This window comes from Brevibacterium sediminis, assembly GCF_024895295.1.
GTDB lineage: Bacteria > Actinomycetota > Actinomycetes > Actinomycetales > Brevibacteriaceae > Brevibacterium > Brevibacterium sediminis.
This window is the reverse complement of record NZ_JAHQRN010000004.1, coordinates 203,802-228,056: the sequence shown is the minus strand read 5'-3', so window position 1 is coordinate 228,056 and position 24,255 is coordinate 203,802. Positions and strand designations below refer to the sequence as shown.

The window sequence follows — 24,255 nt, the reverse complement described above, 5'->3', positions numbered from 1 at the left end:
TGCGCACACTTAACGCGTACCAACGGTCAACCGGCGGCGTCGCCACCCGGCGTTCTACGTGCGACGATGAGTTCATGAAGATCGCTGTCATCGGAGCTGGAATCGGCGGACTCTCGACGGCCGTGGGACTGCAGAGGGCCGGCGCCGAGGTCACCGTGTTCGAACGTGCCCCCGAAGTGAGGGCCGGTGGTTCGGGACTGTCGATCTTCGCCAACGGGCTTGCCGCACTGGAGTCGCTCGGTCTGCGCGAGGCGTTCGACGCCGTGACCGACTCCAGCGTCGAAGGCTTCGCCGCAGGTCAGCGCCGCGCAGACGGGCACTGGATCGCTCAGGTGCCCGATGATTCGGTCGGTGCGCTGCGCATCGTCGACCGGGCCGACCTCCACCGCATCCTCCTCGATGCTCTGGCTCCCGGGACAGTGCGCACCGGCACCGAGGCGACGGCGACCGGCACCGACGGGACGCTGACTATCAGGGCCAGGTCCGCCGACGATTCGAGCACGATGGAGTCGAAGGCAGAGCGTTTCGACCTCATTATCGGCGCCGACGGTCTGCACAGCCGGGTCCGCACCGTCGTCGACGGTGAACCGGTGGCACCGCGGTACTCCGGGTATTCGGCGTGGCGGGGCATCACCTCGGTGCCGGTGGATCTGTCCGGCGAGGCCGGGGAGTCGGTCGGGCACGGACGCCGCTTCGGCATCGCTCCGCTGGCCGACGGCCGCGTCTACTGGTTCGCTGTGGCGAATATGCCGCAGAACGCGGTCTTCGCCGATGAGAAGGCGACGATCGAGCAGATGTTCACAGGCTGGCACTCCCCCATCGCCGATCTCATTGCCGCCACCCCCGCCGAGGAGGTCCGCCGCACCGCTATCTCCGACCTCTCCCGCCGGTTGCGTAATTATCACCGCGGCCGAGTCGTCCTCCTCGGCGATGCCGCACATGCGATGACGCCGAACCTCGGTCAGGGTGGCGGTCAGGCCCTCGAAGACGCAGCGACGCTCACCGTCCTGCTTGCCCCGCTGATCAGTAAGTCTCCGGGGCCCGAGGCGAATCGACCCGGGCGGATGGTGGAGCAAGCCGAGATACCAGTCTCCGCTGCAGGTGCGGGAGCGGGCGCAGGTGCCAGAGCGGGCGCAAGTGCGAACTCTGCCGACGATGTGGGCACACGCGCCGGTGTGAACCCGGCCCACGACTCGGGCCCGCGCGCCTCAGCGCCGCCAGACCTCGGTGCGGCACTCAGCCGCTATGACTCGCTGCGGCGTCCGCGGACGCAGTCGATCGCACAGAAGTCTCGGCTGATGGGGCAGGTGTTCCAACTCGAATCGCCGCTGCTGGCGCGGCTGCGCAATGCCGTCTTCTCAGCGGCTCCGTCGCGACTCATCGCCGCTCAGGCCGCGAGCGTCCAGAAATGGTCACCACCGACGCTGTGATGCTGCCTGTCGGCAGCCACTGGCGCACTGCGGACGGCGCCGTCGGTCGGAATCTGCCCAACCAGCACCGCTGACATGAATTAAGTGTGCGAAGAGTGTCCGTCAGACGCAGTTTTTCGGCAATCTGCGCACAGTTGACGCGTTCTCCCAGCAGCGTCGGGTCGCCCCAGCTGCTTGAACTCGAAAAAACCTGGGTCGCCAACAGATACCCAGCGCAGAACTCAGGTCGCTATCGGATACTTCTCTCGCTCGAAAGTATCCGATAACGACCTACATTCGGACGAGTACCCGCTTAAACCTGCCTAGTCGGTCAGGGCTCGGTTGTAGGCTTCGACGACTGCGGGCAGGAAGAAGCCCAAGAGCACGGCGATGGCGGTGACCAGGCAGGCCAGCCCCAGCCACAGGGAACCGCCGATGACGCTGAAGGCGAAGACGATGACGAGCAGCTCGAAGGCGATCGCCGCCGGACGCGCCCACCGATGCAGACGCCAGGCGCCCCGGGCCGCGGCGCCGACACCGGCCGCGAAGATGAGGAACATGACGGCCAGACCGATCAGCGAAGCCGCCAAAGGGCCGGCGGTGATCGCGGTGATGACGAATGACACCGCCGCACCGACCAGGGCCAGCGCCTGGATGCCGAGGACGCTCACGGGCAGCAGCATCGCCCGTGGGGTCGGAACGCCGTGCTCCTCAGGCTCCGGTGAGGCACCGGACGCTGCGGCCCGGTCATTGTGTGAGCTCAAATGGTCACCCGGGCGAATCCGGGGATGAGGATCTCGTCGAGCATGCGCTCGCGCACATCCAGCGGCAGGAAGGCAGCGGTGATGGCGTTGACCGTCGCCCATTCGAGGTCGGTCTGGTTCCAACCGGCCTCATCGACGAGCAGACGCATCTCACGCGACACCGAAGTGCCGGACATGAGCCGGTTGTCCGGGTTGATGGTGACAGCGAATCCGAGATCCTTGAGCCCCGTGATCGGGTGGCTGGCGATGGTGCCGCCGATGTCGGTCTGCAGGTTGGAGCTCGGGCACAGTTCGAGCGGGATCTGCTGGTCGAGGACCCAGGCGGCGAGGCTGCCGAGCTGCCCCTGGCCGTCGACGATGTCCATGTCCTCGACGATGCGCGCACCATGGCCCAGACGCTGGGCGTGGCAGATCGTGACCGCCTCGTGGATTGATTCCTTGCCGGCGGCCTCACCGGCATGGATCGTCACCGGCACATATGCCTGGTGCAGGGCGTTGAAGGCGGAGAGGTGCGCAGACGGCGGGAAGCCGTTCTCGGGCCCGGCGATGTCGAAGCCGACGACACCGGAATCCGCACCCTTCTCACGATGTCGGATGGCCAGTTCGGCGATCGCCAGCGAGTTGTCGGCCTGACGCATGGCCGTGATGAGCTGTCCGACGCGGATGTACTTGCCCTCGGCCGCCGCCTCGGAGACGCCGGCTTCCAGACCGTCCTGGACGGCTTCGACGACAGCGTCGAGTTCGAGTCCGCCTTCGAGGTGCTGTTCGGGAGCCCACCGGGCCTCGGCGTAGAATACTCCGTCGGCCACCTGGTCGAGGACCCATTCCTTGGCCACGCGGCGCAGGTTGTCCTCGCTCTGCATGACCGCCACGGTGTGCGAGAACGTCTCGAGGTAGCGGACCAGGTCACCGGAGTTCGCGGATTCCGAGAACCACCGGCGCAGCGATTCGGCATCGGAGGCGGGCAGGGTGTGACCGATCGAGTCGGCCAGTTCGAGCATCGTCGACGGGCGCAGACCGCCGTCGAGGTGATCGTGGAGGGAGACTTTGGGCAGCTGCAGGATGGGGTCGTCCGATGCGACGCCGGCGGGTACATTCATCACCGTCTCAGCTTATCCGATGCGGCGCGCGCTCCTCATCCTTTCTCCGGGTCGATCTCCCCGCTCTTGATCCGCTCGCGCAGGTCCGTGATTCCGCGCCCGGCGTCGGAGACACGGGAGAGGAATCCGTCCTCGGCGACGATGCGCACTCCCCCGTTGTCGAGGGTGCCCCAGTAGTGGCGGTCGGCGACGCGGAAGCCGCCGATCTCCTCGGGCCCGGTCTTCGGGGCGGGGGCTACCTCGTCGGGGTTCTTGCTCTGCGGCCAGTCGGGGAACATCGTGCGCAGTCCGCGGCGCACGCTCGGCTCCAGGGTGGCCACGATCGCCTTGGAGAATCCGCCGGCGGTGCCGTACCAGACGATCTTCGGTAGGCTCGGTCCCTCGTCGTCGCCGTCCGGGTCCTGTGTGGCCGCGGTCAGCTCGCTCCGCTTCTCATCCGCCGAGGTGACCACCCCCATCGCGGCCGCCGATCCGAAGGGAACGAGCACGTCGACATCGGCATCGAAGGACCGTTCGAAGTAGTTCTTCCCGGCGTCGCGGGTATCGTCGATCGCCCGAGGCGAACCGTTCGGCGAGGCGGCCCCGCCGGAGGAGGGACGGTAGGACTCCGCCTTCGGCAGGTCCTCGTCCTTCTCCTTGTTGTACAGGTCGACCCCGGCGTCGAAGGCGGCCAGAATGCGTTCGGACTGCGGGAACCCGTGCGCGACGACGACCCCGACCTTCCCCGTCTCCGAGGCGGTGGCCGCGGTGAATCCGGCGATGAACGCCGGCGGGACGAGGTCGAAGTCCATGCTCAGCACGTTCTTCGGCAGGTCAGCGGTGCCGCTGGAGACCCCGAGGAACAGATCGTCGGGGTGGGCGGCGGCGAAGTCCGCGAGTTCGTCCGCTCCCCCTGGGCCGATGACCGTGGTCAGGGCACAGTCGTTTCTGTGCATCCGATCCAATGCAGCCGAGGTGGCCGACCCACCCGAGACACGCTGGCTCGAGGTACCCGAGAAGACCCCGGCCCCACGGGCCAGTTCCGCCTCCTCAAGGGTGAGCGCACCGGCCGAGTGATCGTCGAAGCCGGCCGGAGCCGAGACGAGGCAGCCGAGCCGTTCCTCTTCGAGAGCTTCGGGAGTCGTGACGGAGCAGCCGGTCAGCACCAGGGTGCCCACCGCGGTGAAGGCGGCGATGGAGGTGCTGCGGGCTCGGAGACTCATGACATCAAGATTATCGGCCCGGCATCTCGGCCGGGTAATCAGCGTGGACAGCCGGCGCAGCCGAGCAGCCACCGATCGCTGTCGTTTGGTCGCGGACCGTGACAGTTCGATCAGCGGTCGCGGTCGAGGACCTTGAGAGCGGTGGCGGTGAATACGCGGGCGGCGATCTCCACGGCGCGTTCGTCGATGAGCAGATCACCCTGGTGGATGTCGTAGGTGATGCCGCCGGGTGTGCGGGTGCCCAGCCGGATGAGCGCACCCGGGCAGTGGGTGAGGTACCACGCGAAGTCCTCACCGCCCATGGACTGCGGGGTCAGCTGCACCGAGTTCTCGCCGAGCTCACCGCGGACCGCGGATTCGATGAGGGTGACCTGGTCTTCGGTGTTGACCACCGGTGGGACGCCTCGGCGGTGTTCGAGGTCGACCTCGACTCCGTACGGTCCGGCGATGCGGTCGACGAGCTCGGGCAGCACCTCGGCGACCTGGTTCCAGCCGTCCACGTCGAGGCAGCGCAGGGTTCCGCGCAGAATCCCCTCGCTGGGAACGACGTTCGCTGCGTGACCGGCGCTGATCTCGCCCCACACCAGGGAGATCGCGTGCCGCGGATCGATCAGCCGGCCCAGGGTCGAGGGCAGGTCGGTGGCGAGCTTGCCGAGCGCATAGACGAGGTCTTCGGTCAGATGGGGACGGGAGGTGTGCCCGCCGTGACCGGAGAGGCGGATGATGACCGTGTCGCCGGCAGCGGTGATGGCGCCGATGCGCGAACCGACCTTGCCGATGTCGACGTTCGGGTCACAGTGAACGGCATAGACTTCGGGCACATCGTCGAGGACGCCCTGGGAGATCACGCGCAGCGCACCGCCCGGCGTGACTTCCTCACCGGGCTGGAAGATCAGTCGCACGCGACCGCCGAGGCCGCCGGGCCGTGATTCATGGATCTTCTGCAGGGCGATGCCGGCGCCGATGAGCGAGGTCAGGTGGACGTCGTGGCCGCAGGCATGGGCGACGCCGGGAACGGTGGAACGGAATTCCTCGTCGATGAGGTCATCGACGGGCAGGGCGTCGATATCGGCTCGCAGTCCCACGGCCACCGGCCCCTCGCCGACCTCGCAGACGACCCCGGTGCCTTCGAGGCGCTGGGGACCCAGACCTGCGGCCTCGAGACGGGCGACGATCTTGTCGGTGGTCTCGAACTCCTGGAAGGACAGTTCCGGATGGGCATGGATGTCGCGGCGGAAATCGATGAGTTCTGCACCGATCTCAGCGATTGTCGAGCTGATCACGTCGGGTCCTTCAGGGCGGGGAGGTCGGGGATGGGCGATGTCGAACATTTCAAGCAATGCTAAGCACTCGATGTCATAAATGTGCCCATTGCGACCAATTTCGACATACTTCGCATCCCGCTAACCGCCCTCGCCGAGGCGACCGCCCCGTTCACATCCGCCCACCCCTGGCGCGCACGACCAGGTCGAGCTCCGTCCGCACTTGCCGTGCCCGGCCAGGTTCGCATCCGTCCGCCCCGGAGGCGGGCGTCAGGATCAGAGCAGTTCGTCGAGTCCGCGCTCACCGGCGACGGACACTGCCTTCTTCACGTCCTGGGCGTGCGAGCGGGAGGTGATGAGCAGGACGTCGTCGGTGTCAACGACGACGAGGTCTTCGAGTCCGACGATCGCCACTGTCCTCGGTCCTTCGGAGAACACGACTCCCGAAGCATCGACTTCGAGCAGGTCGGTGTTCCCGCCGATCGAGATCACTCCGCGCGGCTCCCCGGGAACCGGCTGGCGCAGTCGGGCCACCGAGTCGAAGTCGCCGACGTCGTCCCAGCCGAAATCGCCGGGGATGACGATGACACGACCGGCCGCGGCCGCGGGCTCGGCCACCACATAGTCGATGGCTCGCTTCTCCAGTCCGGGCCACACAGCACTGAGGATCTCGTCGTGGTCAGGAGTGTCCCAGGCCTCGGCGATTCGGGCCAGTCCCGAATAGAGCGGCGGGTCCTCCTCGGCGAGGATGTCGAGGAGGGAGGACGCCTTGGCGATGAACATGCCCGCGTTCCAGCGGTAGCGTCCGGAATTCACATACTGACGAGCCGTGCTCGCCTCCGGCTTCTCCGCGAATGCCAGCGCCCGCCTGGCCGTGGGTGCGCCGTCAAGCCCGAGCAGGTCACCGGTCTCGATATAACCGTAGGCGGTGGCAGGATTGCGGGGCATGATGCCGATGGTGACGATGTCACCGGTCTCCGCGGCAGCGACGGCCTGGTCGATGACGAGACGGAATTCGTCGACGTTCGTGATCGAATGGTCGGCGGAGAACGAACCGACGATGGCGTCGGGGTCCTCGCGGGCGATGATCATGGCCGCCAGTCCGATGGCGGCGGCAGAGTCCTTCGGGGACGGTTCGGCGATGATCTGGGCGCGAGCGATATGCGGCAGCTGCTCGGCGACCTGATCGAAATGACTCTCACCGGTGACCACCCAGACCCTGTCTTCGCCGACGATCGGCGCGACCCGGTCCCAGGTGGCCTGGATGAGGCTGCGGCCGAGGCCGAGGACATCGTGGAGGAACTTCGGCGTCGCCCGGCGAGACAGCGGCCACAGGCGCGTTCCGGATCCGCCGGCGGGGATGATGGCGTGGAAGTGCGTGTTCACGATTTCAGTGTCTCAGAATTCGGGCACACCTTCCCCGAGGTTGCCCGCCGTGTCGGATGAGCCGATCCCCAGGGATCCGGTGGGGATCTCCCCACCTCAGAGCCGCCTCGGGGATGGTGCACCTGAGTTCCCGGGCCGCCCAGGTCAGGACGGGAGCGCAACAATTTAGAGCACACGACTGTGATGTAATTGAAATTTCGTGAGACGCGAAATCCCAGTTTTGAGGGAATTGCCAGGGTTGCGGTGTGATCCGGAACGCTCAGCCGTGTCTCGACTGGCACGGAAGCGGTCTTCGGCGTAGTTTCTAGACGTACACACCCGAATATTCAAGATGGAGGATGCTCCGTGGCCAAAGCGTCTACGGGCACTCTGTACCGAGGAAACGAAGGAATGTGGTCCTGGGTCGCGCATCGCGTCACAGGCGTCGGAATCTTCTTCTTCCTTCTGGTCCACGTGCTCGATACTGCACTCGTCCGCGTCTCGCCCGAGGCCTACAACGCAGTGATCGGAACCTATAAGACACCGGTCATGGCATTCGGTGAGATCGCGCTCGTCGCCGCCATCGCATTCCATGCGTTCAACGGTCTGCGCGTCATTCTCGTCGATTTCTCGAAGAGTGGCCCGAAAAATCAGAAGAAGCTGTTCTGGGGAGTCATGGTTGTGTGGCTCATCATCATGATCGCCTTCATTCCCCGCCAGCTGATGCACACCTTCGGAGGCTGACATGAGCACAACATCCATTCCGGCTCCGCGGACCGGCTACTCCCGGCACAAGTCGACGCGTTCGAAGTTCGAGATGTTCGCATGGCTGTTCATGCGCATCTCCGGCGTCGTGCTCGTCATCCTCATCTTCGGCCACCTGTTCGTGAACCTGTGGGCCGGCGACGGCGTCCAGGCCATCGACTTCGGCTTCGTCGCAGGCAAGTGGGCCAGCCCGTTCTGGCAGATCTGGGATCTGCTCATGCTGTGGCTGGCGATGCTGCACGGCACCAACGGTCTGCGCACCATCATCATGGACTACTCCGAGAAGCCCGGCACACGCATGTCCCTGCAGGTGATCCTCTACATCGCCTCGGTCATCGTCATCGTGCTCGGCACGCTCGTCATCTTCACGTTCGATCCCTGCCCGGCCGGAGCGGACCCCTCGGTCCTGGCTGAGTTCTGCAAGGCCTAAAGGAGAAACATGCAGGTACATCATTACGACGTCGTCATCGTCGGTGCCGGCGGCGCCGGCATGCGTGCGGCGATCGAGTCGGGCCAGCGTGCCCGCACCGCCGTTCTCACCAAGCTCTACCCCACCCGTTCGCACACCGGAGCCGCCCAGGGCGGAATGTGCGCCGCACTGGCGAACGTGGAAGAGGACAACTGGGAATGGCACACCTTCGACACCGTCAAGGGCGGTGACTACCTGGTCGACCAGGACGCCGCCGAGGTGATGGCCAAGGAAGCCATCGACGCCGTCCTCGATCTCGAGAAGATGGGGCTGCCGTTCAACCGCACCCCCGAAGGCAAGATCGACCAGCGTCGATTCGGTGGTCACACCCGCGACCACGGCAAGTCCGCCGTGCGCCGCTCCTGCTACGCCGCAGACCGCACCGGTCACATGATCCTCCAGACCCTGTACCAACAGTGCGTCAAGCACGGCGTGGAGTTCTACAACGAGTTCTACGTCCTCGACCTCCTCATGACCGAGGTCGACGGGGTCAAGCGCCCCGCAGGCGTCGTGTCCTACGAACTGGCCACCGGTGAGATCCACGTCTTCCAGGCCAAGTCGGTCGTCTTCGCCACCGGCGGTGTCGGCAAGGTCTTCAAGACCACCTCGAACGCACACACCCTGACCGGCGACGGCATGGCCGTGACCTACAACCGCGGAATCCCGCTGGAGGACATGGAGTTCTTCCAGTTCCACCCGACAGGCCTCGCCGGCCTGGGCATCCTGCTGTCCGAGGCGGCTCGCGGTGAGGGCGGAATCCTCCGCAACTCCGAGGGTGAGCGCTTCATGGAGCGCTATGCCCCGACGATCAAGGACCTCGCCCCGCGTGACATCGTGGCCCGTTCGATGGCCAACGAAGTGCGCGAAGGCCGTGGCTGCGGACCGAACAAGGACTACGTCCTGCTCGACCTCACTCACCTCGAGCCCTCACACATCGACGAGAAGCTGCCGGACATCACCGAGTTCGCCCGCACCTACCTCGGTGTGGAGCCCTACACGGAGCCGGTGCCGGTCTTCCCGACCGCGCACTACGCGATGGGCGGCATCCCGACGAACATCGAAGCCGAAGTGCTCGCCGACAACGACACCGTCATCCCCGGCCTCTACGCCGCCGGTGAATGCGCCTGCGTGTCGGTGCACGGTTCGAACCGCCTGGGCACGAACTCGCTGCTCGACATCAACGTCTTCGGCAAGCGCGCCGGCATCGCCGCTGCGGAATACGCGAAGACCGCCGAGTCCGTCGAACTGCCCGAGAACCCGGCGAACGACGTCGTCGAGATGCTCGAGAAGATGCGCACCTCGGACGGCACCGAACGCATCGCGGCGATCCGCAAGGATCTGCAGGACATCATGGACGCCAACGTTCAGGTGTTCCGCACCGACGAAACTCTGCGTGACGCTCTCGACGAGATCGCAAAACTGCGCGAGCGCTACAACAACGTGGGCATCCAGGACCGCGGCAAGCGCTACAACCTCGATCTGCTCGAGGCCGTCGAGCTCGGCTTCCTGCTCGAGCTCGCCGAGGTCATCTCTGTCGCCGCCATCCACCGCAAGGAATCGCGTGGAGGACACTTCCGCGAAGACTTCCCGGATCGTGACGACGAGAACTTCATGCACCATACGATGACCTACCTCGATCCCGAAGCGGAGACCGACGGCATCAAGGGCATGCGTCTTGAGACGAAGCCCGTCATCGTCACCCGTTACCAGCCGATGGAGCGTAAGTACTGATGAGCACCGATACCACCCCAGAGCCAGCGTCGAAGATCGACCTGCCGACACACGTGTCAGGCGAAGGCGGGTCCATCCCGTCCTTCGACTGCACCTTCCGGATCGCTCGCTTCGACCCCGAGGTCGATTCCGAGCCGCACTGGGAGGAATACAGCATCACGATGTACGGCACCGACCGTGTGCTGGATGCTCTCCACAAGATCAAGTGGGAGATCGACGGTTCGCTGTCCTTCCGCCGGTCCTGCGCCCACGGCGTCTGCGGTTCCGATGCGATGCGCATCAACGGCCGCAACCGTCTGGCCTGCAAGACTCTGCTCAAGGACCTCGACACGTCCAAGCCGATCACCGTCGAGGCGATCAAGGGCCTTCCGCTCGAGAAGGACATGATCGTCGACATGGAGCCCTTCTTCCAGTCGTACCGCGAGGTCATGCCGTTCCTCGTCACCTCGGGACACGAACCCACGCGTGAGCGTCTGCAGTCAGCCGAACAGCGTGCGGCCTTCGACGACACCACGAAGTGCATCCTCTGCGCTGCGTGCACCTCGTCGTGCCCCGTGTTCTGGACCGACGGCCAGTACTTCGGTCCGGCCGCGATCGTCAACGCGCACCGCTTCATCTTCGATTCGCGTGACGAAGGCGGAGACATGCGCCTCGAGGTCCTCAACGACAAGGAAGGCGTGTGGCGCTGCCGCACCACCTTCAACTGCACCGAGGCCTGCCCTCGCGGCATCGAGATCACCAAGGCCATCGCCGAGGTGAAGCAGGCGATCCTGCAGCGCGCATTCTGATCGCGCCAGTCTGATCCCGACTGCAGCGGCCCCGCACCACACGGTGCGGGGCCGCTTTCGTCTGTCCCGCCTCGGTGGGTGCTTTTCACCACGGCCCAGTTGAGGGTGGATAGCCCACGTTTGAACGTGGGCTATCCATCTCAAACTGGGCTGCCACCACAAGCTTCGTCTCGGTGAGGTGCCGTCTCGAGTGAACGAATCCTGAGGACGAGCTGCTCGCGGCGAAAGTAGACTGGTGCGCATGCGTTTCACCCGCTCGACTGCTTCCTCACTACACAGCCTGCCCCTGAGCATCCTCGGCTTCGCCGCCGCACTGCTGATGCTCGCCGCGCAGCTCGTCCACTCCCCCGCCCCCGCACACGCGGAGCCGCAGCCGGCGGAGTCGACAGCACCGGCGTATGTCAGTCCAGAGGACCTCGGTGACGGCGCGAAGCCCCCGAAGCCGACGGGCACGTCCTGGTTGGTGGGCGACCTCGACTCCGGAGAACTGCACGTGGCGAAGAATGTGGAGAAGCGGCACGCTCCGGCGTCGACGATCAAGCTGCTCACGGCTCTGGCGCTCGTGGACGAGTTCGACGACAAGAAGAAGAAAGTGACCGCCGAGTTCGAGGACATGGAAGTCGATGGGACGAAGGTCGGTCTCATGCAGACGAACAAGTACTCCATCGATCTGCTCTTCCACGCGATGCTGATGTCGAGCGCCAACGATGCGGCGAATGCTCTGGGTCGTGCAGCCGGCGGGCAAGACAAGGCAGTGAAGCTGATGAACGAGAAGGCCGCCGAGCTGGGCATGTCGAATACGCAGGCGAAGAACACCTCGGGACTCGATGCAAAGGGCCAGTACACGACCGCTGAGGACCTCATGAAGCTCGCGTGGGCGGTGTGCGAAGACGATTACCTCATGAAGGTCATCGGCACGGAGACGTTCAAATTCCCGGGCGGAAAGAACCCGCAGACGAAAGAGAAGTTCAAGGGCTACGAGATCCAGAACCATACGAAGATCGTCGGCCAGGTCGACGGCGGGCTGGGCCTGAAGAACGGGTTCACTCGGGCGGCGAAGGGCTCGTACGTGGCCGTGGCCGAGCGCGACGGGCACCGTGTGGTCGCGACGATGCTCGGCATCGACAACAACTCTCGCCAGGTCGCCGTGGACCTGCTCGACTGGGATTTCGCCCAGAAGGACCCGAAATCGCTGCAGACCGTGCCCGTCGGGGTTCAGGCCACCGCCGAGGCGGCCCCCACCGCCACTGGCAGCTCGAGTGATGCCGGGGGCGCCGAATCGGATTCGAGCGGAACGACGGAGTCCCAGAAGTCCGATGAATCGGAGTCATCCATGGCGTCCCAGACCGTCGGTGCAGCACTGGACAATCCCCTGGCGCTCGTCCTCTTGGCGGGTGGGGTCGTGCTCTTCATCGCCACGGTGATCCTGTGGCTGCGACTCCGGGCACGGTTGCAGGGCCGACGATAGGGGCATTCAGAGCCTCCTCGGCCAGAGGCCGGCAAAAACGATCTGCAGGTCCACCACGGCGAGAGGATCAACGGTAAGGTTCGGTGCCGCCTCGGCGAGATGGCCGGAGGTAAGGTCGGTCGACCTGAGCCTAGGGTTCTGACCTCAATTGGACAACGTCGACATAGACGCGTTACGCTTACAACTTGCGTTCGAAGTTGTCCGCATTCATCGAACTGATCGTTGCGTTGCTCCTGACGACAAGCTTTTGAAGTCGTAGGCCCCGATCATGGTTCGACTTTGCAGATGAATGTTCCGGACACTGTGTCTCTTCGAATCGCAGATCCCCATGGCGATCACCCAATCGCCGTATTGAGAACCTGAAGAATAGTGCGCGTCGTTGCCTGCTATTCACAACTGAAGAAAGGAGGGAACCATGTCTGAGTTCCCACAGTGGGTCCAGCGCGGACTCGCACACGCAGGATTGATCGATCCCCGGATCAGCCGTCAGGCTCCTGGTGAGATCACGATCAAGGATGCGACCGGTCGAGTTGTGCTGTTCACCGGCACCTCGCTGCGTGAGATCACGCCGATGGCCGCCGCCTGACCGAACCTCGGTCGCCCTGATCTGCAGGGATCGGCATGGCCCGACCGGGCCGGACTGATCCTCACTGATTGAGAAGACGCCCACTTGTTGCCGGGTTTTACGCAGCAGGTGGGCGTCTGTCATTCACGGCCATATCGATCCCGGCTTCAACCCACAAAGGCCAAAACCAACGGCCCATCCAAGCGAGTGTGCTCGGATGGGCCGTATCCGCATCTGTGGCGCGAAGACTCAGAAGTCCCAGTCGTCGTCTTCGGTGTTCTCGGCCTTGCCGATGACGTAGGACGATCCCGAACCTGAGAAGAAGTCGTGGTTCTCGTCGCTGCCGGGCGACAGAGCCGCGAGAATGGCCGGGTTGACCTTCGTGACCTCCTTGGGGAACATCGCTTCGTAACCGAGGTTCATCAGCGCCTTGTTGGCGTTGTAGTGGAGGAACATCTTGCAGTCTTCGGACAGTCCCACCGGATCGTAGAGATCGTGGGTGTAGGCGACCTCGTTCTCGTAGAGCTCGAACATGAGGTTCATCGTGTAGTCCTTGAGCTCCTGCTTGCGCTCCTCAGACTGCGATTCCAGGCCCTTCTGGTATTTGTAGCCGATGTAGTAGCCGTGCACGGCCTCATCGCGGATGATCAGACGGATGAGGTCAGCGGTGTTCGTCAGTTTGGCGTGTGCCGACCAGTACATGGGCAGGTAGAAGCCGGAGTAGAAGAGGAAGGACTCGAGCAGCGTCGAGGCGACCTTGCGCTTGAGCGGATCGTCACCCCGGTAGTAGCTGAGGATGATATCCGCCTTCGACTGCAGGTACTTGTTCTCACGCGACCAGCGGAAGGCCTCGTCGATCTCCTTCGTCGAGCACAGGGTCGAGAAGATCGAAGAGTACGACTTCGCGTGCACGCTCTCCATGAACGCGATGTTCGTCAGCACCGCCTCTTCGTGCGGGGTGACCGCATCCGGGATGAGCGAGATCGCACCAACGGTGCCCTGGATCGTGTCGAGCAGGGTCAGACCGGTGAAGACGCGCATCGTCAGCGTCTTCTCATCGTCGGTGAGAGTCGCCCAGGACTGGATGTCGTTGCTCAGCGGGACCTTCTCCGGCAGCCAGAAGTTGCCGGTCAGGCGATCCCAGACCTCGTCATCGATCGGATCGACGACGCGGTTCCAGTTGATGGCATCGACATGCGATGCCAGAGTCAGATTCTCCAACGCTTTCTCTCTTCCCAAAGTGCTGTTCGTCGTGAGTACGTGCTGTCTGCGCGGCAGACGAAAGTCATGTGTTCGGGCCCAGCCGGCGGCTTGGGGCCCGCACGAGGCCGGCGGACCGATTCACATCGGTCCGCCGAGTCCATCATCAGAGCATGCAGGAGACGCAGCCATCGACTTCCGTGCCCTGCAGAGCGAGCTGCCGGAGCCGGATGTAGTAGATGGTCTTGATGCCCTTGCGCCACGCGTAGATCTGCGCCTTGTTGATGTCACGAGTGGTGGCGGTGTCCATGAAGAACAGTGTCAGCGACAGCCCCTGGTCCACGTGCTTCGTGGCCTCGGCATACGTGTCGATGATCTTCTCGTATCCGATCTCGTAGGCATCCTGGTAGTACTCGAGATTGTCGTTGTCCATGAAGGGAGCCGGGTAGTACACGCGGCCGACCTTGCCCTCCTTGCGGATTTCGATCTTCGAGGCCACCGGGTGGATCGACGAGGTCGAGTTGTTGATGTACGAGATCGAACCGGTCGGCGGCACGGCCTGGAGATTCTGGTTGTAGATGCCGTGCTCGGCCACTTGAGCCTTGAGCTCGCGCCAGTCGTCCTGGGTCGGGATGTGCACGCCTGCTTCGGAGAACAGCTCGGTCACACGAGCGGTGCGCGGCTGCCAGACCTCATCGGTGTACTTGTCGAAATATTCGCCGGTGGCGTACTTCGACCGCTCGAAGCCGGCGAAGGTTTCACCGCGCTCCTTCGCGATCTCCATCGACGCGCGCACACAGTGGTAGGCGACGGTGTAGAAGTACATGTTCGTGAAGTCCAGGCCCTCATCGGAACCGTAGTAGATGTGCTCACGAGCGAGGTAGCCGTGGAGGTTCATCTGCCCCAAGCCGATGGCATGCGACATGTCGTTGCCGCGGGCGATCGAAGGCACGGACTGGATGTTCGAGGTCTCGGCGACAGCGGTGAGTCCGCGGATCGCGGTCTCGATGGTCTGTCCGAAGTTGCTCGAGTCCATCGTCAGAGCGATGTTGAGCGAACCGAGGTTGCAGGAGATGTCCTTGCCGACGACGTCATAGCCGAGATCGTCGTCGTACTTGCTGGGTTCAGAGACCTGGAGGATCTCCGAGCACAGGTTGGACATGATGATCTTGCCGTCGATCGGGTTCGCCTTGTTGACGGTGTCCTCGAACATCACGTACGGGTAGCCGGACTCGAACTGGATCTCGGCCAGAGTCTGGAAGAACTCGCGGGCGTTGATCTTCTTCTTCTTGATCGCCGCGTTGTCGACGAGCTCGGTGTACTTCTCGGTGACGTTGATGTCGGAGAAGGGCACACCGTAGACGCGCTCGACGTCATAGGGGCTGAAGAGGTACATGTCCTCGTTGCGCTTGGCCAGTTCGAAGGTGATGTCCGGGATCACGACGCCCAGCGACAGGGTCTTGATCCGGATCTTCTCATCGGCGTTCTCGCGCTTGGTGTCGAGGAACTTGTAGATGTCGGGGTGGTGGGCGTGCAGGTACACGGCACCGGCACCCTGGCGGGCTCCGAGCTGGTTGGCGTAGGAGAACGAGTCCTCGAGCAGCTTCATGACGGGGATGACGCCCGAAGACTGGTTCTCGATCTTCTTGATCGGTGCACCGGACTCGCGGATGTTCGTCAGAGCGAAGGCCACGCCGCCGCCGCGCTTGGACAGCTGCAGAGCGGAGTTGATGGACCTGCCGATCGACTCCATATTGTCTTCGATGCGCAGGAGGAAGCAGGAGACGAGCTCACCGCGCTGCTTCTTGCCTGCGTTGAGGAACGTCGGGGTGGCCGGCTGGAAGCGGCCGGCGATGATCTCGTCGACGAGCTGGGTGGCCAGAGTCTCGTCTCCGCGAGCCAGGAAGAGAGCGACCATGACGACGCGGTCCTCGAAGCGTTCGAGATAGCGCTTTCCGTCGAAGGTCTTCAGCGTGTAGGAGGTGTAGAACTTGAACGCGCCGAGGAAGGTCTGGAAGCGGAACTTCTGATCGTAGGCGCGCGTCGAGAGCTGCTCGATGAAATCGAACGAGTACTGCTCCAGAACCTCGGGCTCGTAGTAGTCCTTCTCGACGAGGTAGTCGAGCTTCTCCTTGAGGTTGTGGAAGAAGACGGTGTTGTTGTTGACGTGCTGCAGGAAGTACTGCCGGGCAGCCTGCTTGTCACGCTCGAACTGGATCCTGCCGTCCTCGTCGTACAGGTTCAGCATCGCGTTGAGCGCGTGGTAATCCAGATCCGTCTCTTCGCGGATGATGTCCTCTACATTGCGGTCTTCAGCGAGCTCGCGCACAGTTTGTCCAATCCTAGGTTGACAGCGTCGACATCTTCCTGAGTGCCCAGGAGTTCGACTCGATACATGAGGGGTACTTGACACTTTGCCGCGACCTTGAAGGCCGCGCGGCAGTAGTCCATGCCGAAGTTCGTGTTTCCGGCGCCGATGACACCGACCAGATGGCGCCGGTTCTCTTCGACATTGAGGAACTTGATGACTTGTTTGGGAACAGCCCCGCGATTGCGACCGGCCCCATAGGTGGGGGTGACGAGAACGAATGGCTCATCCACTCGCAGCGTCGGCTCCTTGGTCAACGTCGGCAACCGCACTGCCGGGTGACGCAGCTTCGCGACGAAGCGGTGCGTGTACTCGGAGTTGGCGGAGAAGTAGACCAGCAGCATTGTCAGGCCACGACGGACGCAGACTGTTCGCCGGTCAGGGTGGCGATCTTGTCCGGACGGAAGCCCGACCAGTGATCGTTGTCGGTGACGACGACGGGAGCCTGCATGTAACCCATGGCCTTGACGACGTCGAGGGCGTTCTCGTCGACGCTGAGATCCACCGACTTGTACTTCAGGCCCTTGGCGTCGAGAGCACGGTAGGTGGCGTTGCACTGGACGCAAGCTGGCTTGGTGTACACGGTGATCATGACGACTCCTTCATTCTGCTGTGCAGTTCGGCATTCTGATGGCTGTGACCGTGTCCCGTCAACTGCTCGATCATGATGAATATCACGAGGCGCAGGCTCAGGGGTGACCACTAGATGTTGTGTTCGGGTTAGACCTTACCCCTATATCCAGTGTTACACCAGTGTCATTTGCAGGTTCCACACCCTGTGTCATCACCGTCCACAATCGTCCACAGGCTGTGAACGACAATCATGTAGTTCGATCACCTGCGCGGACGCTGGGATCGGCGGCTTCAGGGCCGATTTTCGACCCGTTCTCCACCTCCGTTTTCCACCGCTTTCCACAGAAAAAATTTTTGCCTGTGGGCATGTCGCGGAGTCCACGACCGACGATTCCGAACTCCTTAGTGCGGCACCGATCACGTCGAGGCAGAGGCGATCATCACAGCACCTCCTCACATCCGTCCGTCGGTTCCATCGACGCTACAGCCCGGTCCTGACATGAGATGGCCGCGCTGTGAATGGCAGGTGGCGGACGGACGCACGTCGGGCACAGCACTGCTCTGTGTGTCAGCACTGCAACGTTCTCGGCTGTCGCGTGTCAGTGCCAGCCAATATGCTGGAGACCACAGAAACGCATCAGACGGCGTGGCTGAACGACCACAGTGACACCGAAAGACACGTGGCATCGATGCACCAGTGACACCGAGAGACTGAGGGACCATGACGGCAACGGCACCGGCGAACACGCAGGAGATCGCGCACGCACAGACGATCCTCAAGGCTCTGGAGTCCTACCTCGACCATTTCGTCGTCGGGCAGCAGCGCCTGCGCGAATCCCTGCTCATCGGACTTCTCTCCAGCGGTCATCTGCTGCTGGAGAGCGTGCCGGGGCTGGCGAAGACCACGGCGGCCGCGGCTCTGGCCAATGCCGTGGACGGCAAGTTCTCCCGCATCCAGTGCACCCCGGATCTGCTGCCGGCCGACATCATCGGCTCGCAGATCTACAACGCACACGAGGGGTCGTTCAACACCGTGCTCGGTCCTGTGCATGCGAACATCGTCCTCCTCGATGAGATCAACCGGTCGTCGGCGAAGACCCAGTCGGCGATGCTCGAGGCCATGCAGGAGAAGCAGACGACGATCGGCGGCAAACGCTTCGAACTCCCCCGCCCCTTCCTCGTCATGGCCACGCAGAACCCGATCGAGCAGGAGGGCACCTACCAGCTGCCCGAAGCCCAGCTCGACCGGTTCATGATCAAGGACCTGCTCACCCACCCGAGCCCCGGCGAAGAGGTCGAGATCCTCTCCCGCCTCGACTCCGGGGTCTTCGACAAGGACTCGGTGCCCGATCCGGCCTGCTCGCTCGACGATGTCGTGACCATGCAGAGCTACGCCCGCACCGTCTACATCGACCCGGCCATCACCCGCTACCTCGTCGAACTCGTCCACGCCACCCGCAATACGACGAAGTACCTCGGCCGATTCGCCCCGTTCATCGAATACGGAGCCAGCCCACGTGCCTCCATCGCGTTCACGAACGCCGGCCGGGCGCTGGCGATGATCCGCGGCCGCAACTACGTCATCCCCGAAGACATCAAGGACCTCGCCCACCGAGTGCTGGCCCACCGCATCCAACTCAACTTCGAAGCCGCCGCCGAGAACATCACGAGCGCCCAGATCGTCGATGCCCTCCTCATGGCAGTGCCCACTCCCTGATCGGCTGCCGCGATGACTGTCCTGCTCAACCGAATCAAGGCGCGGATGACCATCCACGCCCATCGGCGGACCCGGCGCCTCCTCGACGGCGACTACTCCTCGGTCTTCCACGGCCACAGCCTCGACTTCGACGATCTGCGCGACTACATCCCCGGTGACGAGATCCGCGACATCGACTGGAAAGCCACGGCCAGGCACACAGAGCCCCTGGTCAAACGCTATGTCGCCCACCGTCGGCACATCCTCGGCCTCGTCGTCGACACCTCCCGGAACTTCGACGCCGTGACCTCCGCCGGAGCCGATAAACGCCACCTGGCCATCCTCATGGCGGGGATGGTCGGCTACCTCGCCGTCCGCCACGCCGACGACGTCATGCTCATCCACGGAAACGCCGGTCACACCACCGCTTCACCGCGGAAAGGCAGCGAGGCCCACCTCGAGCATCTCCTACAGCAGATCCTCGCCGAGACCGGCAGCGACTCCCCCGGGTCGATCAACACCCAGCTGCAGTGGATCACCAGCCATATCAACCATCGGATGCTGCTGGTCGTCATCTCCGATCAGGCTCCGCTGGGACCGGAGGCCGAAGCGACGATCCGTCGGCTGCGCGCCCAACATGAGGTCCTGTGGATCACGATCACCGACGCGGACCTCGCAGGACTGCCGTCCGCCTCGGCGCCGTTCGACGTCGCCCGACCCGACCATGGACTGCCGACCTCGGTGATGACGAAACCCGAGGTCCGACAGGAATTCGCCCTCGCCGAGGCGGCCCGCCGTCAGCAGCGCATCGACCTTCTCGCCAAGCTGGGCATCGCCCACATCGAAATCGACCATCCGAAGTCGGCCCTCGGCCGACTGCACACTCTTCTGCTGAGGCACCGCCGTGGGCCCCGCTGAACTCATCGGGCCCCTGGAGGTCTCACCGGCGTGGTACGTGGCAGCCTGCTTCGTCCTGCTGCTGGCGTGCGGAAACCTCTTCGCCCCTCTCTTCCGCGCCGCCGCCGGAGTCACCGCAGCGGACGGACCGCGCATCCCGATTCCCGTGCGCAGCACCTACCTCTCCCGCATCAGCGCCGTGGAAACGGGACTGACCGCAGAATCAGCGGACGTGCGCGAATCGGCACAGCAGCTGGCGACGATCGTGCGCGAATTCGCCCATGACGCCTGGGGCGTCAAAGCCGAGCACCTGACCTACCGCGATGCGGCAGTCGCCGGTCTCGACGACCTCGCGCAGTGCCTGCTCGGCCTCTACGAGGCGGAGTTCGCCGAGGCCGAACCGGCCGGTCTGCAGCCTCAGATCGCCGAGGCCCGGAAGTTGGTGGCGCGATGGTCCTGATGTTCTGGTGGCTGGCGCTCATCCTGCTGGCCCTCGCCGCAGCCGCAGTCTTCTGGTTCCGCCGTCCGAAGTCGACGGAGTCCTCTTTGGCCGTGGCCCACAGCGGACGGATGACGAGCCTGCCGAGTTTCCGCAGGGCCATGCGCAGACGACTGGTGACCACGGTCGCCCTCCTCGGAGTCATCGTCCTCACCGGGCTGTCGGCACTGGCGGGAGTCGCACGTCCGGCTTGGGTGGAGACAGTCAACCCGGAGCGGAAGATGCGCGATGTCATGCTCTGCCTCGATGTATCCGGGTCGATGCTCGGCTACGATGCCGATCTGCTCGAGTCCTACCAGGAACTCGTCGACCGCTTCGACGGCGAACGCATCGGCCTGACCGTCTTCAATGCCACCGCGGTCTCCGCATTCCCGCTCACAGACGACTACGATATGGTCCAGAACTACCTCGCCGAGGCCGAGGAGGGGTTCCGCACCTGGGGCGCAGAGGGCACCGACTACTCGTGGTCGACGTCGCCCCCGAACATCGGCGGCTCCTCACTCATCGGCGACGGACTCGTCAGCTGCGTCGACAACTTCGACCGGCAGGACGAGGACCGGTCCCGGTCGATCATCTTCGCCACGGACAATATGCTCGCCGGTGAGCCGCTCTTCGAGCTCAACGAAGCCGCCGATATCGCCGTCGACGCGAAGGTCCGCGTCTACAGCCTCTCCCCTCCCTCGGTGCTGACGACCACTCAGACGAAGGAGCTGCGATCCGTGTCCGACCGTACCGGCGGCGAACAGTTCGACATGGGTTCGGCCTCGACGATCGACCGCATCGTCGAGGAGATCCAGAGCCAGGAAGCGGCGAACACCCCCGGCCGTTCGTACACGATCGTCCACGATATGCCGGTGGTTCCGCTCGCACTCGCCGTCTTCGGCCTCGCCGGAGTGTTCGTACTGGCGTGGAGGACGAAATCATGATCTTCGATCCCGTCTTCACCTGGTTCGGCTGGGGCTTCATCGTCCTCGCCCTGCTCACCGTGTGCATCATCCCCGCCATCCGCGTCGACGGAGCACGCTGGAAGTGGTTCGCCCGCATGGGTGTCGTCGCCGTGCTCGCAATAGCACTGGCACGCCCCGGGATCCCCATCAAATCCTCGACCGAGGAGTACGAGGCACGAGCCGATGTGTACTTCGTCGTCGACGTCACGACGTCGATGGCCGCCGAGGATTTCGACGGGGACGACACCCGCCTCGAGGGGGTCAAGAAGGACATGCTCGAACTCGCCGACGCATTCCCCGGCACCCGGCTGAGCATCATCACCTTCGCTTCGACCGCAGCCACCGTGATGCCGCTGACGACCGACCACGCCGCCTTCGCCTCCGCCGTCGACGTCCTCGAACCCGAATCATCCATGAATTCCAGAGGTTCATCGATCACCGAGGCCGGTGAGGAGCTCGATAAGCGGATGACCTCGAACGATGAGGACCGTCCGGAGAACAAGAACGTCGTGTTCTACTTCGGCGACGGTGAGCAGACCGTATCGGAGAATCCGGAGTCGTGGTCGCCCTTCGCCTCCCGCATCGACAGCGGCGCCGTCTTCGGATACGGCACCGGTCAAGGCGGGAAGATGCGCGACAGCCGGCCGTTCGGCTACGGGTCCGGTGTCGGCGATCCCGGCAATGCCCCAGGAATCGGTGACCCCGATGACCCAGATGACGATCAGGCACCTCCCGAGTACATCCAGGACCGCAACGGCAATCCGGGGATCTCGAAGATCGACGAGGGCAACCTGCGCCAGATCGCCTCGGACCTCGGCGTCGACTACCACCACCGGGACGGAAACGGCGCGATCTCCAGCGTCTACACCGCCCCGAAATACGATCAGGCCCTGGTGAAGAAGGACGGCCGGGTCACCGTCGACGAATACTATTGGGTCCCGCTCATCCTCGTCTTCGCGTGGATCGCCGTGGAGCTCGTCTTCGGAGTCCGCGAATACCTTCGCCTCAAGGCGATCACCCCCAAGCGCCCTCGCCGAGGCGGCCCACCCGGTCCCGGAGGTCCGTTTGGTCCCGGAGGCCCACCCGGTCCCAGCGGATCGGTTCCCTACCAGCCGGTGCCCTACCAGGGAGGTCCGTGATGAACCGCCTGCAGAATCTGTGGTCACGGCTGCGTCGGATCACGAAGATCAACCTCATCCTCGGCACGATATTCGCCCTGGTGTTCGGCTATATCGCCATGGCCACATACTTCGGAACAGCCTCGCAGGTCAGATACACCTCGAATGACTTCCCCGGTGCCAAGAAGGCGGCGACGGCGTTCCTACGGGTCAGCCCGTTCCAACGCCATATCGGCTACTTCAACCGCGGCACCGCCGAGGCGGCCGTCGGCGACTACGACGCTGCCCAGACCGATCTCGAAGCCGCCTTGGAGATCGCTCCGACCTCGGCCGAATGTGCTGTGCGGATCAACCTGTCCTTTGTCTATGAGAAGCAGGCAGATCAGATCGCCTCCCAGGACCCCGACCAGTCGCAGGAACTCTACGACCGGTCACTGAAGACCCTCGAAGACGCGCCCGAGGAATGCCAGCCGAAGAAGAGCGAAGAGAAGCAGAAGAGCAGCCAGGCGAAGGAACGCGTCGAGGACAAGAAGCAGGGCGGGCAAGCCAAGGAAGAGGGAACCGACGACAGCGAGTCCGAGGACGAGGACTCGCAGGAGAAGGACTCCGGGGACGAGAAATCCTCCGGAGATGAAAGCCAGGATCCCGGGGAAGATGAGGAGAAGTCGGACGATTCCTCAGGCAAGTCCGAACGTGAGAAGAAGCGGGACGAGCTGGAGAAGCGCCGCGAGGACTCCGAACGACAGCAGCAACAGCAGGGTCCCGGCGGCGAGGGAGGACGGTCGACCCCGGAGAAACCCTGGTGATCCTCGTCGAGGCCGTCTGATCACTCCGGGGCGTGGTGGCAGCGCTGATCCGCTGTGACATCATGAGTCCATGAACGTCTCCGACCCCGCTGCTTCAGATTCTGCGTCCACCTCCGCGCCCGGGACTTCGTCCTCGAGCGCATCCGGCTCCACCGCTTCGGCGTCCGCTCCCTCGGCACCGTCACCGCGACTGCGGGCCGCTCTGGAGACCTTCCCGCCCTATATTCCGGGCAAGCCTCCCCGCCAGGTCGAGGGTCTCGAGTCGTTCAAACTCTCCTCGAACGAGAACTTCCTGCCTCCCCTGCCGGCAGTGCTCGAAACCATGGTCGCTCACGCGACGAACCCCGCGCTCTACCCCGACGACGCGGCACTGGCGCTGCGCCAGGGACTGGCCGACCGCCTCGGTGTCGGACTGGATCAGCTCGTCGTCACCACCGGTGCCAGCGAACTGCTCGTCGCGCTGACCCAGATCACCTCGGACGCCACCACCGAGGCGATCTATCCGTGGCCGTCGTTCGAGATGTATCCGCAGACCACCGGGCTCGTCGGGTCCACCCGCCGCGAAGTGCCGCTGACGGCCGAGGGTCGCCACGACCTCGACGCGATGGCGGCGGCGATCACCGAAGACACCCGTCTCATCATCCTGTGCTCACCGAACAACCCGACCGGCCCGGTGCTGCGCGACGACGAGGTCCGCGCCTTCCTCGATAAGGTGCCTGACCACGTTCTCGTCGCCCTTGACGAAGCGTACTGGGAGTTCGCCACCGAACCCGGGCGAGCCGATGGACTCGGTCTTGTCCGCGACTATCCGAATCTCGTTCTGCTCCGCACCTTCTCCAAGGCACACGGACTCGCCGGGCTGCGTGTCGGCTACGCCGTCGCCCGTCCGCCGGTCATCGAAGGACTGCTCAAGGCCGTCATCCCCTTCGGCGTCACCGATCTCAGCCAGGCCGCCGCCCTCGAATCCCTCAATCATTGGGACGAAGTGCTCGAGCGGGCCGGCGAGATCGCACAGACCCGCGATGCCTTCGCAGCTGCACTGCGCGAACAGGGCTGGGAGGTACCCGAAGCACAGGCGAACTATGTCTGGCTGCCGTTGGGTGAAAAGTCTGGTGCCTTCGAAGATGCCTGCGTCGAACAGGCCGTGGCGGTGCGCAACCTCGGGGCCGGTGTGCGCATCAGCATCGGCGAAGACGAAGCCCTCGCCCGAGTGCTTGAGATCGCCGAACGCTTCCGCATCGAACACTTCGAGGACTGAGCGGA

23 protein-coding genes are annotated in these 24,255 nt (G+C 64.1%); 14 read left to right on the top strand and 9 right to left on the bottom strand.

Annotated elements, in window-relative coordinates:
- The first annotated feature begins 74 nt into the window (after positions 1 to 74).
- Complete coding sequence (locus KTJ89_RS10970) at positions 75 to 1,430, top strand: FAD-dependent oxidoreductase (protein WP_259357750.1); 1,356 nt, start codon at positions 75 to 77, stop codon at positions 1,428 to 1,430.
- 302 nt (positions 1,431 to 1,732) lie between these two features.
- Here the strand turns inward: KTJ89_RS10970 and KTJ89_RS10965 are convergent, their stop codons facing one another.
- The 5 genes from KTJ89_RS10965 to KTJ89_RS10945 form a co-directional block, all read right to left on the bottom strand.
- Entirely contained in the window at positions 1,733 to 2,173 is a 441-nt protein-coding gene (locus tag KTJ89_RS10965) for a hypothetical protein (RefSeq protein WP_259357749.1), read from the bottom strand.
- Positions 2,170 to 3,273, bottom strand: coding sequence for an adenosine deaminase (locus tag KTJ89_RS10960; protein WP_139470381.1), 1,104 nt, complete (start codon positions 3,271 to 3,273; stop codon positions 2,170 to 2,172). Before KTJ89_RS10960 ends, KTJ89_RS10965 begins: the two co-directional genes overlap by 4 nt.
- Before the next feature lie 35 nt (positions 3,274 to 3,308).
- Positions 3,309 to 4,475 carry a BMP family ABC transporter substrate-binding protein gene (locus tag KTJ89_RS10955; protein ID WP_259357748.1) on the bottom strand — a complete coding sequence of 389 codons (1,167 nt, stop codon included), beginning with the start codon at positions 4,473 to 4,475 and terminating at the stop codon, positions 3,309 to 3,311.
- Between the two features lie 110 nt (positions 4,476 to 4,585).
- Positions 4,586 to 5,758, bottom strand: coding sequence for an amidohydrolase (locus KTJ89_RS10950; protein WP_139470356.1), 1,173 nt, complete (start codon positions 5,756 to 5,758; stop codon positions 4,586 to 4,588).
- 255 nt (positions 5,759 to 6,013) lie between these two features.
- Positions 6,014 to 7,123 carry a mannose-1-phosphate guanylyltransferase gene (locus KTJ89_RS10945; protein ID WP_259357747.1) on the bottom strand — a complete coding sequence of 370 codons (1,110 nt, stop codon included), beginning with the start codon at positions 7,121 to 7,123 and terminating at the stop codon, positions 6,014 to 6,016.
- A 345-nt stretch (positions 7,124 to 7,468) separates the two neighbouring features.
- Between KTJ89_RS10945 and sdhC the strand changes: the two genes are divergently transcribed.
- The 6 genes from sdhC to KTJ89_RS10915 all read left to right on the top strand — a co-directional run bounded on the left by sdhC (position 7,469) and on the right by KTJ89_RS10915 (position 12,909).
- On the top strand, positions 7,469 to 7,846 hold the full coding sequence (sdhC, locus tag KTJ89_RS10940) for a succinate dehydrogenase, cytochrome b556 subunit (RefSeq protein ID WP_081770431.1): 378 nt from the start codon (positions 7,469 to 7,471) through the stop codon (positions 7,844 to 7,846).
- A gap of 1 nt (position 7,847) precedes the next feature.
- Entirely contained in the window at positions 7,848 to 8,297 is a 450-nt protein-coding gene (locus tag KTJ89_RS10935) for a succinate dehydrogenase hydrophobic membrane anchor subunit (RefSeq protein WP_025778711.1), read from the top strand.
- A gap of 9 nt (positions 8,298 to 8,306) precedes the next feature.
- Positions 8,307 to 10,067, top strand: a complete 1,761-nt coding sequence (gene sdhA / locus KTJ89_RS10930) for a succinate dehydrogenase flavoprotein subunit (protein ID WP_139470358.1) — start codon at positions 8,307 to 8,309, stop codon at positions 10,065 to 10,067.
- On the top strand, positions 10,067 to 10,855 hold the full coding sequence (locus tag KTJ89_RS10925; RefSeq protein ID WP_101546859.1) for a succinate dehydrogenase iron-sulfur subunit: 789 nt from the start codon (positions 10,067 to 10,069) through the stop codon (positions 10,853 to 10,855). The genes sdhA and KTJ89_RS10925 overlap by 1 nt, the downstream gene beginning before the upstream one ends.
- Before the next feature lie 241 nt (positions 10,856 to 11,096).
- Positions 11,097 to 12,323, top strand: a complete 1,227-nt coding sequence (locus KTJ89_RS10920; protein WP_259357746.1) for a D-alanyl-D-alanine carboxypeptidase family protein — start codon at positions 11,097 to 11,099, stop codon at positions 12,321 to 12,323.
- 415 nt (positions 12,324 to 12,738) lie between these two features.
- Positions 12,739 to 12,909 carry a hypothetical protein gene (locus KTJ89_RS10915; RefSeq protein WP_172171077.1) on the top strand — a complete coding sequence of 57 codons (171 nt, stop codon included), beginning with the start codon at positions 12,739 to 12,741 and terminating at the stop codon, positions 12,907 to 12,909.
- Between the two features lie 228 nt (positions 12,910 to 13,137).
- Here the strand turns inward: KTJ89_RS10915 and nrdF are convergent, their stop codons facing one another.
- From nrdF to nrdH, 4 genes are all read right to left on the bottom strand, one after another.
- The gene (gene nrdF / locus KTJ89_RS10910; RefSeq protein ID WP_139908554.1) at positions 13,138 to 14,109 is read right to left on the bottom strand and encodes a class 1b ribonucleoside-diphosphate reductase subunit beta; all 972 of its coding nucleotides are present in this window, start codon (positions 14,107 to 14,109) and stop codon (positions 13,138 to 13,140) included.
- 145 nt (positions 14,110 to 14,254) lie between these two features.
- On the bottom strand, positions 14,255 to 16,381 hold the full coding sequence (gene nrdE, locus KTJ89_RS10905; protein WP_259357927.1) for a class 1b ribonucleoside-diphosphate reductase subunit alpha: 2,127 nt from the start codon (positions 16,379 to 16,381) through the stop codon (positions 14,255 to 14,257).
- A 5-nt stretch (positions 16,382 to 16,386) separates the two neighbouring features.
- Positions 16,387 to 16,800 carry a class Ib ribonucleoside-diphosphate reductase assembly flavoprotein NrdI gene (gene nrdI / locus KTJ89_RS10900; protein ID WP_101546862.1) on the bottom strand — a complete coding sequence of 138 codons (414 nt, stop codon included), beginning with the start codon at positions 16,798 to 16,800 and terminating at the stop codon, positions 16,387 to 16,389.
- Positions 16,801 to 16,802: 2 nt separating this feature from the next.
- Entirely contained in the window at positions 16,803 to 17,048 is a 246-nt protein-coding gene (nrdH, locus tag KTJ89_RS10895; protein WP_025778731.1) for a glutaredoxin-like protein NrdH, read from the bottom strand.
- A 702-nt stretch (positions 17,049 to 17,750) separates the two neighbouring features.
- On the opposite strand from nrdH, the gene KTJ89_RS10890 reads away from it, so the two are divergent.
- From KTJ89_RS10890 to KTJ89_RS10860, 7 genes are all read left to right on the top strand, one after another.
- Entirely contained in the window at positions 17,751 to 18,746 is a 996-nt protein-coding gene (locus KTJ89_RS10890) for an AAA family ATPase (protein WP_259357745.1), read from the top strand.
- A 12-nt stretch (positions 18,747 to 18,758) separates the two neighbouring features.
- A complete protein-coding gene (locus KTJ89_RS10885; protein WP_181272496.1) occupies positions 18,759 to 19,643 on the top strand; it encodes a DUF58 domain-containing protein in 885 nt (294 codons plus the stop codon).
- On the top strand, positions 19,630 to 20,082 hold the full coding sequence (locus tag KTJ89_RS10880) for a hypothetical protein (protein ID WP_139470365.1): 453 nt from the start codon (positions 19,630 to 19,632) through the stop codon (positions 20,080 to 20,082). Before KTJ89_RS10885 ends, KTJ89_RS10880 begins: the two co-directional genes overlap by 14 nt.
- Positions 20,073 to 21,047: a vWA domain-containing protein gene (locus tag KTJ89_RS10875; protein WP_139470366.1), complete on the top strand. Its 975-nt coding sequence runs from the start codon at positions 20,073 to 20,075 to the stop codon at positions 21,045 to 21,047. Before KTJ89_RS10880 ends, KTJ89_RS10875 begins: the two co-directional genes overlap by 10 nt.
- A complete protein-coding gene (locus KTJ89_RS10870) occupies positions 21,044 to 22,207 on the top strand; it encodes a vWA domain-containing protein (RefSeq protein WP_259357744.1) in 1,164 nt (387 codons plus the stop codon). The genes KTJ89_RS10875 and KTJ89_RS10870 overlap by 4 nt, the downstream gene beginning before the upstream one ends.
- Positions 22,207 to 22,992, top strand: coding sequence for a hypothetical protein (locus tag KTJ89_RS10865; RefSeq protein WP_259357743.1), 786 nt, complete (start codon positions 22,207 to 22,209; stop codon positions 22,990 to 22,992). The genes KTJ89_RS10870 and KTJ89_RS10865 overlap by 1 nt, the downstream gene beginning before the upstream one ends.
- Positions 22,993 to 23,062: 70 nt before the next feature.
- Entirely contained in the window at positions 23,063 to 24,250 is a 1,188-nt protein-coding gene (locus KTJ89_RS10860; protein ID WP_259357742.1) for a histidinol-phosphate transaminase, read from the top strand.
- Positions 24,251 to 24,255: the final 5 nt, after the last annotated feature.

Coding starts and splice junctions, on each gene's coding strand:
- KTJ89_RS10885 (WP_181272496.1), top strand. CDS start 18,759: ATGACTGTCCTGCTCAACCGAATCAAGGCGCGGATGACCATCCACGCC.
- KTJ89_RS10875 (WP_139470366.1), top strand. CDS start 20,073: ATGGTCCTGATGTTCTGGTGGCTGGCGCTCATCCTGCTGGCCCTCGCC.
- nrdH (WP_025778731.1), bottom strand. CDS start 17,048: ATGATCACCGTGTACACCAAGCCAGCTTGCGTCCAGTGCAACGCCACC.
- sdhA (WP_139470358.1), top strand. CDS start 8,307: ATGCAGGTACATCATTACGACGTCGTCATCGTCGGTGCCGGCGGCGCC.
- KTJ89_RS10890 (WP_259357745.1), top strand. CDS start 17,751: ATGACGGCAACGGCACCGGCGAACACGCAGGAGATCGCGCACGCACAG.
- KTJ89_RS10960 (WP_139470381.1), bottom strand. CDS start 3,273: ATGAATGTACCCGCCGGCGTCGCATCGGACGACCCCATCCTGCAGCTG.
- nrdI (WP_101546862.1), bottom strand. CDS start 16,800: ATGCTGCTGGTCTACTTCTCCGCCAACTCCGAGTACACGCACCGCTTC.
- KTJ89_RS10955 (WP_259357748.1), bottom strand. CDS start 4,475: ATGAGTCTCCGAGCCCGCAGCACCTCCATCGCCGCCTTCACCGCGGTG.
- KTJ89_RS10970 (WP_259357750.1), top strand. CDS start 75: ATGAAGATCGCTGTCATCGGAGCTGGAATCGGCGGACTCTCGACGGCC.
- KTJ89_RS10865 (WP_259357743.1), top strand. CDS start 22,207: ATGAACCGCCTGCAGAATCTGTGGTCACGGCTGCGTCGGATCACGAAG.
- KTJ89_RS10920 (WP_259357746.1), top strand. CDS start 11,097: ATGCGTTTCACCCGCTCGACTGCTTCCTCACTACACAGCCTGCCCCTG.
- KTJ89_RS10915 (WP_172171077.1), top strand. CDS start 12,739: ATGTCTGAGTTCCCACAGTGGGTCCAGCGCGGACTCGCACACGCAGGA.
- KTJ89_RS10935 (WP_025778711.1), top strand. CDS start 7,848: ATGAGCACAACATCCATTCCGGCTCCGCGGACCGGCTACTCCCGGCAC.
- KTJ89_RS10860 (WP_259357742.1), top strand. CDS start 23,063: ATGAACGTCTCCGACCCCGCTGCTTCAGATTCTGCGTCCACCTCCGCG.
- KTJ89_RS10925 (WP_101546859.1), top strand. CDS start 10,067: ATGAGCACCGATACCACCCCAGAGCCAGCGTCGAAGATCGACCTGCCG.
- KTJ89_RS10870 (WP_259357744.1), top strand. CDS start 21,044: ATGATCTTCGATCCCGTCTTCACCTGGTTCGGCTGGGGCTTCATCGTC.